We start from the raw sequence: 13,048 nt of genomic DNA on the forward strand, positions 1-13,048 counted from the left end.
TCATCCGGCCCTTCGGGCCACCTTCCCCCTCCACGGGGGAAGGCCGTTAGGATGGCTTGCCCCGATGCTCAGCGGGCGGCCAGGCCGGTCGAGTCGAGCGGGAGGCGGTGGGGGGTTTTCTCGACGTTCCCCGCCTCGTCCTCGGCGTGGGCCTCGACGCGGGCGACGCCGACCGAGGGGATCTCCGCCTCCCACTCGGCGAAGTTCGGCCGCAGGGCGCGGGCCTCGATCTCGTTGACGACGACGCGGACGACCTCGCCGTTGTCGGCGCACGAACCACGGACCACCAGCGGGCCGGAAGGATCTTGGCGATCCTTCCGGCGGACGTGCGTGATCACGGTCGAGGGGGGCAGGTCGTCGACCGGGTTGAGGAGCACCATCTCGTCCGGCTTCGCCAGGCCGGGGCGGGGGAAGAAGATGCCGCGCGAGACGATCCGCTCCATCTTCAGGCCGGCGTACTCGTGGCGGTCCATCACGCTGCGCCAGACGCCGTACTGGCAGTCGAAGAAGTCCATCCCCTCCGCCAGGACCGACGGGGAGCCGGCGTGGAACGCCCAGTGCGTGTCCCACGACCGGAAGTTGCGGATGCGGAACGGGTGCCTGGCGTCCGGGCCGACCCCCTCGACGTCCTCGATCCGACGACGCCCCTCCTGCTTGTACTCGTCGGCGGGCCGCGTGGCGCGGGGCTCGGGCTTCTCGCCGGGCTTCGGCGGGACGCCGCCGTCGTTGAAGCCCCCCAGGTTCAGCCCGAAGAACCGCATGCAGTGGGCCTCGTTGTCGTCGAACCGGATGAAGGGCAGCGCGCGGATGTCGACGGCCTTCTTGCGGCCGTCGGGCTGGAGGACGGGCAGGACCGGGTCGAAGTCGTCGCCCGCGAAGACCTCGAAGCGATACCCGTCCTGGTCGCACTCCGCGGCCGAGTTGTTCGTGAACGAGTTCAGGCTGTTGGACCACCAGAATCCGGAGCCCAGGTTCTGGTCGAACGGCAGCACCTGCTCCGGCAGCGGCTTGCCGCGCAGGGCCATCACGGCGAGGTTGCCGTCGAGGATGTTGCGCGTCTCCGTCCCGTCCTCCAGGAAGAACCCGTGCCCGACCGACTTGTAGCCCACGCAGTCGCGGACCACCAGGTAGCTCGCCCCGTGGATCGTGATCCAGCGGTTCTTGCTGTCCCAGAACGACGCCCCGATCACCGACGAGCCCCGCATGGTCTCGCCGATCAGGTGGAAGTGGAGCGCGTACTTGCCGAGCACCCCTTCCTTGCCCAGGTGGCGGAACTCGGCGTAGGAGATCGAGCCGGACGAGTTCCGGTGGTACATCGTGTGGCCGCGGACGCCGTCCGGGTCGGCCGACTCGATCACCACGTTGCGGCTCAGGTTCGCGACCTCGGCCCGGTAGGCCCCCTCGGCGCGGTGGGCGTTCTCCAGCGGGGCGTCCAGGAACACGCGGACCATCCGGTCGTCCAGCTCGCGATAGGGGGCGATCCTGGCGATCCGGCGCGTCTCGGTGGCGGGGCGCTCGGCGACGCTGTGCGTGCGCGAGTTCTTGTAGCCGACCTGGCGGGTCGTCCCGGCGACGAGGATCTGGTCGCCCGGCTTCCAGCCGACCACGTCGGACTGGGGCACCATCACGACCGCCTCGCCGCGCCCGGCCTCGCGGGAGAGCCGCGTCCAGGTCTTCGGCATCGGCGCGCCATGGAACTCCATCCGGCCGCCGCAATTCACGATCGCGGGGCAGGTCTCCTTGTCCATCCCCTCGACGTAGGCCAGGCGGATCACGGCCGTCTTGCCGGCCGGGATCGGGTCGTCGGCGGTCCCCACGATGAGGGTCGGCCGGGGGTCGCCGGGCTCGATCGCCGCGGGGGCGTGGAACGCGCAGTCGAATCCGTTCTCCGAGTCGTCGTCGCCGGCCTGGATCTTGATGAGCCCCACGACGAGGCGGGTGTCGCGGTCGCGGGCGAAGTCCAGCGTCCCGGCGACGTGGATCGAGCGGATCACCCGGTCGTCGGCCACGTCGTAGACGACCTGGTCGCCCGCCTTCACCTGGACGCGGGCACCCTCGCCGGGGACCTGCCCCCCTTCCCAGGTGGCGGGGTCGGACCAGTTCCCGCTCCCGGCCGATCGGATCGTCGGGGGGGGCGTCGCGGCCGGGGCGGCGGGGTCCGAGAAGGCCATGGCAAGCAAGCAGAGGGGGGTCGCGAGGAACATGGGGGCTCCGGGCTAGGCTCAGGGCCGATGGGGATGCGAGGGAGCGCGGGGCGGCGACGGTCGGATTATTCCAGCCCGTCCTGGTCGACGGACGACTTCTTGCGCGCGGGGGCCTTCTTCGGCCTGGCGGCCGACTTGGCGACCTCGAACGGCGGGATGACCTGCTCGCCCTCGGCGATCGTGGCCTCCAGCGTGGAGCGGTCGGCCACGGCGTACACGCCCCCCAGCAGGTCCTCGGCCGGCTGGAGGCCGAGCGGGCGGTCGGGCCAGAACAGGGTGACCTTGTACCGGCCGACCGGCGCGCCGTCGCCGGCCTCGCGCGTCCCCAGGACGTAGACGCCCTCGTCGTCGGTCGTGCCGAACGGGACGGGGGCGTCCAGCGAGTCGGGGTCGTCCGCCGGCCGGAGGCGGACCAGCACGCCGGACGCCGGCTCGCCGTCCACGATCACCTTGCCCGACGCCGGATGGAGCGGCGGCCCGGCGGGCCCGTCGTCGCCGCACCCGAGGACGAAGGCCGCGACGATCAGCCCGAAGGCGACGCCCCCCGCGCGGGGCCGGTCGGGGCTCACCATTGCGAGGAGTCCAGCACTTCGCCCCCGGCCCGGCTGACGTACCCCTTGATGACCGACTTGGCCGCCGACTCCTTCAGGAACCGGACCGAGCCGTCGCAGGAGAGGACGTCCACGCCGCCGGGGTGGAACGAGTAGACCCCGTTCCAGCCGTTGTGGCAGTTGATGACGCAGGGGCCGTCGTACTGATACTGATCGCCGGTGAAGCTGACGATCCGCATGTTCATATATCCCGCCCACGCCCCGTGCGCGAACCAGCGGTCGGTGGCGTTCGGGGAGGTCGGTTGCGGGAACGTGAAGCCCAACTTGCCCCCCCGGCGGTAGTAGTCCGGCTTGCCGGCGCACTCGTAGACGAGCAGCGTGTTGGAGAGGCCGTCGGAGATCGCGGCCAGGGGCGTGTGCAGCTTCTGGTCCAGCGCCCCGATGTGCTCCACCTGCTGATTCGTGGGGAACCAGGGGTCGACGAAGGACCGCGCGGTGAAGTAGTCGCCGGCCGCCGCGTAGAGGTTCGGGTCGGGCGTCCCGTTCGACCCGGTGAACCGCGGCACGTTGTTCACCGGGTTCGTCGCCCTCGGCGTCGACGGGCAGACGTAGGTCGGGATCACCGTGCGGACGGCCGTCTGGTTCGGCTCGATGTAGAAGCCGAACGACTGGTTATACGCCGAGTACACCGCCGGCTGCTCGATGTAGCCGAGGATCTGGACCGCCCACCCCCCCATCATCTGGAGGTTGGGCCCCGGGACCCCGAACGCCGTGGGCGGGAACCCGTTGTGGACGTCCGCGTAGTTATGGAACGCGATCCCGATCTGCTTCAGGTTGTTCGAGCACTGCGCCCGACGGGCCGCCTCGCGCGCCGCCTGCACGGCCGGCAACAGCAGGGCGATCAGCACCGCGATGATCGCGATCACCACCAGCAGCTCGATCAGCGTGAAGCCTCGTCGGCTCGAACGCGGCATGAATGTCGTCTCCGGGGAAGTTGGGACGGGCGGCGTCGGCGGGAGTGGGCTCGGACGCGATTGAGACGCAATATCAGGGGGAAGTCATGGTAAGAAACCCGATCGCGGGGCGTCAACCCCCCGCGACGGCCTTATCTCGATCGAATTCCGAGATTCCTGAAATCCGCCCGGGCCCGCCGCGGACCATGCGTCTGTTTGATGATGATGGTCTTTGACAACCCGGAAGCAGTCAGCGAGAGAGCCGACGGTCCGTGTCGATCGCGCGACACGATCCGAAATCGTTCCCTCTCCCGGCGGGCTGACGACCCGCCACTTTTTCGGCGATGGCCGCACGGGCTCCCCCCTTCTCCCCTCGTGGGAGAAGGTGCCCCGGAGGGGCGGATGAGGGGGCGCGCGACCCAGGGCCGTGGGCCTGTCTCTCGTGGCGCGGGCCTTGCCCGAGGGACGCCGCCGGTCGCCCCCTCATCCGGCCTTCGGCCACCTTCTCCCTCGAGGGAAGAAGGGACGGCGATCCATGGTACAACCAACGCCGAAATAGTGGCGGGTCGTCAGCCCGCCGGGAGAGGGGACGGAGCTTCACGCTCGACAACGTTGGAGTCGGGCGAAAAAACCACTTCGAAAACGACGAACGAAGCCAACCCCACATGACCGCAAACCGCTAACGCGACATGACTTACCCACGACCACCAGGAAACGGCGGCGCGCGAACGAAGCCAACTCGCGCGGCGGTTACGCCCGGCCGCCGGGGAGTTCCTGGCGGGCGACGGCCACGCACTCGGCGATGCGGTCGCGGATCAGGGCGGTGACGGCGCGGGGCTCCATCCCTTCCAGGTCGGCGGGGAGGATGGGGGGGCCGAAGTGGATCCGGAGCGGCCGCGGGCGGGGGAAGCGTTGGCCGCGATGCCACGCCTCGTACGTCCCGGCGACGCCCGCCGGGACGACCGGCACGCCGGCGCGGGCGACCAGCAGCGCGATGCCCGGCTTGAGTTCGCCCAGCTCGCCGTCGGGGGAGCGCGTCCCCTCGGGGAAGAGGACCACGACGCCGCCGGAGCGCAGCCGCTTGAGCGTCTCCTTCATGCCCGACGCCCCCATCCCCTCGCGCTGGATCGGGAAGCCGCCGACCGAGCGGATGAACGCCCCGAGGCCCGGGACGAACAGGGTCGACCGGGCCACGTAGTTGAGGGGCCGTCGCGCCCCCAGCCCCAGCACGAAGACGTCCAGGTAGCTGGCGTGGTTGGAGACGAGTATCGCCCCCCCCTCCTCCGGCATGTTCTCGACCCCGGAGGCCCGCCAGCCGCCGTAGAGCGAGAACCATCCCGAGGCGATGACCTTCACGGATCGATACCACGCCCGCGCGAGGGGCGATCGATCGGCCCCGGACGGCTCGCGGCGGTCGCGCTTGGGGGTCGGGGCGGTCGGGGGGGTCTGGTCGGTGGGGGGGTCGGCGTTCATGGGGCGGGGCGGACTTTCCGATGGAGGAGTTCGACCACGTCTTCGATCGACAGGCCGGTGGTGTCGACGGTCTCGGCGTCGTCGGCGGCGCGCATCGGGGCGATCGCGCGGCCGGCGTCGCGGGCGTCTCGGGCGCGCTGGTCGGCCAAAACCGCCTCCAGCGTCGCGTCCTGCCCCCTGGCGACCAGCTCCCGATGCCGACGGCGGGCGCGCTCGTGGTCGGAGGCCGTGACGAAGAACTTGCGGTAGGCGTCCGGGAAGACGATCGTCCCCTGATCGCGTCCCTCGGTGACCACGTCGTCGCTCTCGGCGAACGCCCGCTGCCAGCCGACGAGCCGGGCCCGCACCGGGGCGCAGTCGGCGATGAACCGCGAGAAGCGCGTGACGGCGACGTCCCGGATCGCGGCGGAGACGTCCTCCCCCCCCAGCAGCGCGAGGCCGGGGGGGAACGAGGCGTCGAGCCCCGCCGCCAGGCGGTCGAGCGCCCCGGCGTCCTCCAGGTCGACCCCCTCCCGCAGCGCGGCGAGGGTCACGACGCGGTACATGGCGCCGGTGTCCAGGAATCGCCAGCCCAGGCGGTCGGCCAGCAGCCGGGCCACCGTGCTCTTGCCCGCGCCGGCCGGGCCGTCGATCGTCACCACGCGATGCAAGGGATTCGTCCCGGGGATGGAATGGGGCGGAAGGTCGCGGCGTCGCCGCCGTCGGCCCTATTGTCCGGATCCGGCCGCCCGCTTCAAGCACTCGCCCCGCGAGGTCGGGCCGACCGCGCGGGGCGAGGGGGTATCGCGGGGGATGTCGGGATCGGTCGAGTCAGGAGGACGGGGCCGGGTCGGCGTCGACGGCGTCGGCCACGCGGCGACGGCCGGCGAACCCGCCGTCGAGCTCGTGCCAGTGCTCGACGGCCGGCTCGCCCAGCTGCCAGCAGAGGTAGACGTCGCGGCCGTCGATCTGGCTGGGGAAGTCGCAGAGGCCGTCGGCGTTCCGAAGCTCCACCCCCAGGGCCTTCAGCTCCTGGTGGAACGTCTCCAGCCGCTCCTCCTCGGCCTCCAGCTCGCGGCGGAACTGGGCCAGCTCCTCCGAGTAGAGGTCGTCGGACGCGGCGTTCCGCCGCCGCTCGCGGCCGAGGCGGGCGAGCCGCTGCTGGAACTCCTCGACCACGCCGTATTGCCGGACGATGTCGGCGACGATGGCCCGGACGTAGGGCAACGCCCGGTTGGCGTCCTCGACAGTGTAATATCGCATGCGTGAATCCCGCAGGGGTTTCGTCGCGGCCATGGGTCGTCCTCGCTGCCTTATGGATGATGGCGGTATGGGGCCTCGGCCGTCCTCCGGCCGTCGCATCCATGCGGAGAGAGGCGAATCGGGCGCCGTCCGTCCGTCGCGCGACGCCCGTCCTTCCTTCGCCTTGTTGGATTATAGGGCCGGCCTGCATGGCAACAAGGCCGAGGGGACCGCCGCGACGCCGCTCACCCCCGCCGGCGCAGCTCTTCCAGCCGGCTCGCCACCCGGTCGACCGGGGCCGTGTTGAGGACGTCGTCCTTCGTCAGCCATGCCCGACGGGCCAGGCTCACGCCGAACGCGAGGTCGTCCAGCCCGGCGACCGAGTGGGCGTCCGGGTTGATGACGATCGTCACCCCCTTCTCGCTCGCCCGCCGGCAGTGGACCGCGTCCATGTCCAGGCGGTACGGGCTGGCGTTGATCTCGATCATCGTCCCGTGCTCGGCCGCGGCCTCGATGACGGCGTCCAGGTCCACCTCGTAGGGCGCCCGCGCCAGGAGCAGCCGGCCGGTGGGGTGGCCGAGCATGGTGACGCGCGGGTGCGAGACCGCCTTGATGATCCGGTCGGTCATCTCGGCCCTCGACATCTTGAAGCGGGAATGGACGCTGGCGACGACGTAGTCGAACCCGTCCAGCACGTCGTCGGGGAAGTCGAGCGAGCCGTCGGCCAGGATGTCGCACTCGGTCCCCTTGAAGACGCGGAACTCGCCGGCGTACCCGGCGTTCAGGGCGTCGATCGCCTTCCACTGGTCGCGGACGCGGTCGACCGTCAGCCCGCGGGCCATCGCCAGCGACTTCGAGTGGTCGCCGATGCCCAGGTATCGCATCCCGCGCGACCGGGCGCCCTCGGCCATCTCCGCCAACGTGGCGTCGCCGTCGCTCCAGTCGGTGTGGCAGTGGAACGTGCCGGTCAGGTCGCCGGGCTCGATCAACCTCGGCAGCGTCCCGGCCTCGGCCGCCTCGAACTCCCCGGAGTCCTCGCGGATCTCGGGGGGGATGTACTGGAGGTCGAGCGCCCGGAACAGCTCGGCCTCGTCGCGGCATTCGACCCGCTTCGTCTCGTCCTTCACGCCGGCCAGGGCGTACTCGTTGAGCGACAGCCCACGCGCCAGGGCCCGCTTGCGCATGGCGATGTTGTGGGCCTTGGAGCCGGTGAAGTAGTGCAGCGCGAAGGCGAACTGGTCGTCGGCCACGCCGCGGACGTCGCACTGGACGAACTGACCCGTCTTGAACGCCGGGAGCAGGACGCTCGCCTTGGTGCCGCCGTGGCCGAGGATCTTGGCGACCTGGGGGAGCTTCACGAACTCGTCGAGGACCGCGGCGGGGTCGTCGGAGCTGAACAGGACGTCGATGTCGCCGATGGTCTCGGCGCGACGGCGCAGGCTGCCGCAGGCCTCGGCCCGGACGACGCCCCTCCGACCCCGGACGAACTCCAGGATCGGCGCGGCGATCGCCAGGGCCTCGTTCTGGAGGATCCGGTTGCCGGTCGTCTCCAGGAAGCCGATGCCTTCGAGGATGTTGGCCTCGGTCTTGGCGCCGAACCCCTTCACCTTGGCGATTTGCCCCGCCTCGGCCGCCGCGCGGAGGTCGGCGAGGCTCTGGATGTGGAGGGCCTCGCGCAGCGCCTTGATCTTCTTGGGCCCGATCCCCGGCACGCGCAGGAGGGCCAGCAGCCCCGGCGGGGTCTCGGCCCGGAGCTGGTCGTAGGCCGGCAATCGCCCGGTGGTGGCGAGCTGGACGATCTTGGCGTACAGCGTCTCGCCGATGCCCGGCACGTCGGCCAGGCTCCCGTCGGCGATCATCTCCGTAAGGTCGCCGGGCAGCCCGCCCAGCGCCTGCGCCGCGTTATGGTACGCGCGACACCGAAACGGGTTCTCCCCCCGCACCTCCAGGATTGTCCCCATCTCGTCCAGAACTTGCGCGATCCGCGCGGTTTCCATCGTGCCGCCCCCCCAACCGTCGGGCCCCTCGACCGCCCCGCGATGATCCCATCACCCCCCGACCGCGTCCAGCGCCTCCCAGCGGGCGTAGGCGGCGGAGAGATCCGCCTCGAGGGCCTGGAGGCGGGCGTTGGCCTGGGCGATGGCGTCGCGGTCCTGCTTGTAGAAGCCGGGGTCGGCCATCGACTCGTGCAGCGCGGCCAGGTCGGCCTCCAGCTTCTCGATCCTGCCGGGGAGCGTGGACAGCTCCTTGCGCTCCAGGTTGGAGAGCTTGACGGGCTTCGCCCTGGGGGGCTCGGCGGCCGGGGCGGGCTTCGAAGGCGCGGCGGGCCTGGGCTCGGCGGGGGGCGAGGCCTCGCGCTGGCGGAGGTAGTCGTCGTAGCCCCCTTCGTACTCCTTCACGCGGCCGTCGGGCTCGACGGCCAGGACGCTCGTGGCGACGCCGTTGAGGAAGGCGCGGTCGTGGCTGACGATCAGGATGGTCCCCTGGTACTCCACCAGCAGCGATTCCAGCAGCTCCAGCGTCTCCAGGTCCAGGTCGTTCGTCGGCTCGTCCAGCACCAGCATGTTCGAGGGCTTCGTGAAGAGCTTCGCCAGCAAGAGCCGGCTGCGCTCGCCGCCGGAGAGGTACTTCACCAGCGTCCGGGCGCGTTCGGGCGTGAACAGGAAGTCCTGCAAATAGCCCATGATGTGGCGCTCGCGGCCGTCGATCGTCACCGTGTCGTAGTCGCTGACGTTCTTCTGGACGGTCTTCTCGTCCTCCAGCGTCGACTTGAGCTGCTCGAAGTACGAGATCTCCAGGTTCGTCCCCCGGCGGATCGTCCCCGCGCGCGGCTCCAGCCGGCCCAGCAGCAGGCTCAGGAGCGTAGTCTTCCCCGCGCCGTTGGGGCCGAGGATGCCCACCTTGTCCCCCCGGACGATCGTCGCGGAGAAGTCCCGGATGATGGTCCGCTCGCCGTAGCCGAACTCGACGTCCTCGGCCTCGATGACGAGCATCCCGGACTTCTCGGCCTCCTGCGCCTGGATTCGAGCGGTCCCCTGGCGCTCGCGACGCTGCTTGTGGGCGACCCGCATGGCCTCCAGCGCCCGGACGCGGCCCTCGTTCCGGGTGCGGCGGGCCTCGATCCCCTTGCGGATCCACTTCTCCTCCTCGGCCAGCTTCTTGTCGAAGAGGTCCCGCTCGCGGGACTCGGCGGCGAGGAGCTGGTCGCGGCGGACGAGGAACGTGTCGTAGTCGCACGCCCAGTCCGCCAGCCGGCCGCGGTCCAGCTCGACGATCCGCGTCGCCAACTTCCGGAGGAACGCGCGGTCGTGGGTGACGAAGACGATCGTCCCCGAGTAGCGCAGGAGGAAGTTCTCCAGCCAGGTGATCGACTCGACGTCCAGGTGGTTCGTCGGCTCGTCCAGCAGCAGGACGTCGGGCTCGTCGACGATCGCCTGGGCGAGCAGCACCCGGCGCTTCATGCCGGACGACAGCTCCGAGAACTTCGCGTCCGGGTCGAGCCCCACGCGGGAGACGACGGCCTGGACGCGGTGGTCGTCGCCGCCGAAGCCGTGGTCGTCGTGCGCGAGCCCGTCGGCGACCTCCTCGGCGACGGTCCCCCCGTGCCCGGCCGGCACGTCCTGGAGCAGCCGGGCCACCCGCAAGCCCTGCTGCCGGAGGATCGACCCGTCGTCGGGGGCGAGTTCGCCGCTGATGAGCTTCAGCAGCGTCGACTTCCCCTCGCCGTTGCGGCCCAGGAGGCAGACCCGCTCCCCGGCCTCGATCGACAGATCCACGCCGTCCAGCAACTTCGGCCCGCCGAACGACAGGCTCACCCCGCGCAAGCTCAATAACGCCATGTTTGCTTCTTAACTCGGGCCCGACGGAAGCGGCCCCGGCGCGGCCGGGGATCGTCCGGCCATTGTACGGAATCCCCGCCCCCAAACCTACCCGGCCCGCGCATGGCCCCGCGACTCCTCGGCCGAGCCCGCCTCCGTCCCGGTCCGCCCCGCGATGCGTCCCGCCGACCATCCAATCAAGGCCGCGAGGGCCAACCACGCAATCCCGAACACGCCTTAAACCACATGATAAGATTAATTCCGGCCTAACATGACCGACCCTCGCTCGTCCGCGTCGATTTTATCAACTACAGCTAGAATGACGGCGCGTGCCCGGCTATCTTCCATTCGAGCACGGCGGTCCGGCCGATCCCCGCCCGGATCCGATTGCTTGGGGTGCCGAAGCATGCGACCGACGTTCACGCAACCCGAAATGGATGTCTACATCTGCCCGCGAACCGGCGCCCCCCTGCGGGCGGACGGCGAGGGGCTGACGAGCGGCGGCGAGGCCCCCACCTACGAGGTTCGGCGCGGCATCCCGATCCTCCTGATCGACGAGCCCCTCGACGAGGAGAACACCGGTCGCCTCGACCGGCTCAACGAGACGGCCGTCCGCGTCGGCTGGCGCGAGGCGCTGGACGAGATGTTCGAGGACGAGTATTCGCTCCGCTACGTCACCGACCCGAGCCGGCTCAAGATCCTCGACCTGCTGGAGCTGACCAAGGACGACGTCGCGCTCGACTTCGGCGCGTCGCTCGGGACCTTCACCGTCGAGATGGCCAAGCGGGCGCGCCACGTCCACGCGATCGACATCTCGCCGGGGCAGGCCGAGTTCACGGCGGAGCGATGCCGCCAGGAGGGGGCCGCCAACGTCACCTCCGCTTGCGGCGGCGACCAGTGCCGGCTCCCCTACGCCGACGGCACGTTCGACGCCGTCTTCTTCAACCTCGTCTTCGAGTGGTGCGTCTGGCGCTCCGCCGCCGAGGATTACGAGGCCGGCCAGCGGCGGGTCCTCTCGGAGATCCTCCGCGTCCTGAAGCCCGGCGGCCGCCTGCTCCTCTCGACGAAGAACCGTTACGCCCTCCACTATCTCAAGGGGGGCCCGGACGAGCACATGGGGAACATGCGGTTCGGCAACGCCCTGCCGCGATTCCTCACCCGACGGGCCTGGAGGGATCGACTGGGCCGGGGGAGGGCCCTGGCCGGCCTGCTGCACTCCCACGACGGGCTCTCCGCCATCCTCCAGGAGGAGGGCTTCAAGCCGCCCCGCTCCTTCTGGGCCGCCCCCGAGATGCGGTTCCCCCGCCACTACGTCCCGACCGACGCCGCTTCCATCCGAGAGGCGCGCCGACGCCCCGGCTTCTTCGAAGGGCAATCCCGCATCTACCGGCTCGTCATGCCCCGGATCCCCGCCTCCCTGGTCAAGCACTTCACCCCCGGCCTGACCTTCGTCGCCGTCAAGCCGGGCTGAGCGCGGAGGCCGACCCCCGGGGGCGCGACCCGGCTTTCATGATCTCGGCTCGCTGAACACGAGCGCCATCGGGATGGAGCCCCCGAGGATCGTGGCATCGGTGCCGCAGGTCCCGATGGCGTGTCGCAGCGGCGTCTGTCCCTCGATCGACCGGACGAACTCCCGGACGGTCATCTCCGTCGACGGAAAGTGGACCGTGAGGTGGTCGAACCTCGCGGGCCCGACGTCCGGCCCCCGTGGGAAATACAACGGCGGGTGGGCCCGGATGCCGTCGAGCCCGTGCTCATGGGGATCGCGCAGCTCGGCCAACGTCATCACGGCCTTCGGCACCGTGATCCGCCGACTCGGCAGTCCATCCCTCGACTTGACCGGCGCGCAATGGGCGGCCACGACGATCGCCACCAGCGTCATCCCGGGTAGGACGCGAGCCCACCCCGCGCCCAGGATCAACGCCAGGACCGCCAGCCCCGCGGCCAGCGAAAGCGGGAGAACGGCCCCGTTGAGCAGCGGGATGACGACGCCGATGCCCCCCAGCACCGCCACGGCCAGCGTCCACGGCTTCATCGATCGACCGCGCATGGCACGACTCCCCTTCCAGGCGAGGGGCAAGTTTTCGATTTCGCGGAGATTCCTGAAATCCCGCCTCCTTCTCCGCGGAACATACCAAGCGACTGATTGTACCGCTCTTTGAAAATCCGACCGTATCACAAGGCCCCGCGGCCCGAAGGAGCCCGCCGCGCGCCCGTCTCGCCCAGATCCCCGCGAGGAACGCGCCTCGAATCATCGACCCGCCACGCGCGTCGGGGAGGCCCGGCCGCGGGATTCGCGAAACCACTTCGAAAATGACGAACGAAGCCAACTTTCCGACGCCCCTAGCCATTACTAGCACGGGAGATACGAAGAAACCCGGGATTCCCGGGGTCGACGAACGAAGCCAACTTTCGGGCATCCCCGCGAAGGGGACGGGCGAGACCCGCGAGGGGAACGGGCTCCACATCGGGCGGAGTTGTCGCTTATACTGTTGTAATCCCCGCGTCGCCCCGAAGCCCCCGGGCCCTCCCGAATGCTCTTTTCGCTCGCCTGCCTGATCGGCCTGACGCTCGCCGGACATGACGGTTCGACCGTCCCGGCCGGGTCGGCGCGCGCGGCCTGCGAGCGGGCGGCCGAGCCGACGGTGCCCGTCACGACGACGGCCGACGCCCCGGACGAGGGGTGCCCGGATCCCGCCGCGACGCCGCTCGACGACGAGGTCGAGGGGTTCCCCGACGAGCCCGAGGGGGAGGACCCGGAAGACCCCGGCGAGGCGATGGGCCCCCGCGGCCACACGCAGTCGTCGGCGTGCGTCGCGACCCCCCGG

General features: G+C 70.6%; 11 protein-coding genes. 2 read left to right on the forward strand and 9 right to left on the reverse strand.

Annotated elements, in window-relative coordinates; genetic code table 11:
* Positions 1 to 68 precede the first annotated feature (68 nt).
* The 8 genes from WG209_RS02490 to WG209_RS02525 form a co-directional block, all read right to left on the reverse strand.
* A complete protein-coding gene (locus tag WG209_RS02490; RefSeq protein WP_337173416.1) occupies positions 69 to 2,204 on the reverse strand; it encodes a G8 domain-containing protein in 2,136 nt (711 codons plus the stop codon).
* A gap of 65 nt (positions 2,205 to 2,269) precedes the next feature.
* Positions 2,270 to 2,776: a hypothetical protein gene (locus WG209_RS02495; RefSeq protein WP_337173417.1), complete on the reverse strand. Its 507-nt coding sequence runs from the start codon at positions 2,774 to 2,776 to the stop codon at positions 2,270 to 2,272.
* Complete coding sequence (locus tag WG209_RS02500; protein ID WP_337173418.1) at positions 2,770 to 3,729, reverse strand: DUF1559 domain-containing protein; 960 nt, start codon at positions 3,727 to 3,729, stop codon at positions 2,770 to 2,772. The genes WG209_RS02495 and WG209_RS02500 overlap by 7 nt, the downstream gene beginning before the upstream one ends.
* A 729-nt stretch (positions 3,730 to 4,458) precedes the next feature.
* Positions 4,459 to 5,181, reverse strand: coding sequence for a lysophospholipid acyltransferase family protein (locus tag WG209_RS02505; RefSeq protein WP_337173419.1), 723 nt, complete (start codon positions 5,179 to 5,181; stop codon positions 4,459 to 4,461).
* Positions 5,178 to 5,822 (reverse strand): (d)CMP kinase, encoded by a 645-nt coding sequence (cmk, locus tag WG209_RS02510; protein WP_337173426.1) that lies wholly within the window; start codon positions 5,820 to 5,822, stop codon positions 5,178 to 5,180. Before cmk ends, WG209_RS02505 begins: the two co-directional genes overlap by 4 nt.
* 169 nt (positions 5,823 to 5,991) lie before the next feature.
* Positions 5,992 to 6,423: a DUF2203 domain-containing protein gene (locus WG209_RS02515; RefSeq protein ID WP_337173420.1), complete on the reverse strand. Its 432-nt coding sequence runs from the start codon at positions 6,421 to 6,423 to the stop codon at positions 5,992 to 5,994.
* Between the two features lie 224 nt (positions 6,424 to 6,647).
* On the reverse strand, positions 6,648 to 8,399 hold the full coding sequence (polX, locus tag WG209_RS02520) for a DNA polymerase/3'-5' exonuclease PolX (protein WP_337173421.1): 1,752 nt from the start codon (positions 8,397 to 8,399) through the stop codon (positions 6,648 to 6,650).
* A gap of 51 nt (positions 8,400 to 8,450) precedes the next feature.
* Positions 8,451 to 10,241, reverse strand: a complete 1,791-nt coding sequence (locus WG209_RS02525) for an ATP-binding cassette domain-containing protein (protein ID WP_337173422.1) — start codon at positions 10,239 to 10,241, stop codon at positions 8,451 to 8,453.
* Positions 10,242 to 10,626: 385 nt separating this feature from the next.
* On the opposite strand from WG209_RS02525, the gene WG209_RS02530 reads away from it, so the two are divergent.
* Positions 10,627 to 11,691: a class I SAM-dependent methyltransferase gene (locus WG209_RS02530; RefSeq protein ID WP_337173423.1), complete on the forward strand. Its 1,065-nt coding sequence runs from the start codon at positions 10,627 to 10,629 to the stop codon at positions 11,689 to 11,691.
* A gap of 36 nt (positions 11,692 to 11,727) precedes the next feature.
* On the opposite strand, the gene WG209_RS02535 is transcribed toward WG209_RS02530, so the two are convergent.
* Positions 11,728 to 12,270, reverse strand: a complete 543-nt coding sequence (locus tag WG209_RS02535) for a hypothetical protein (protein WP_337173424.1) — start codon at positions 12,268 to 12,270, stop codon at positions 11,728 to 11,730.
* A gap of 484 nt (positions 12,271 to 12,754) precedes the next feature.
* Between WG209_RS02535 and WG209_RS02540 the strand changes: the two genes are divergently transcribed.
* The coding region (locus tag WG209_RS02540) for a hypothetical protein (protein ID WP_337173425.1) at positions 12,755 to 13,048 on the forward strand (294 nt) is incomplete at its 3' end.

Origin of the sequence: Paludisphaera sp. (genome assembly GCF_037189885.1) — a bacterium.
GTDB lineage: Bacteria > Planctomycetota > Planctomycetia > Isosphaerales > Isosphaeraceae > Paludisphaera.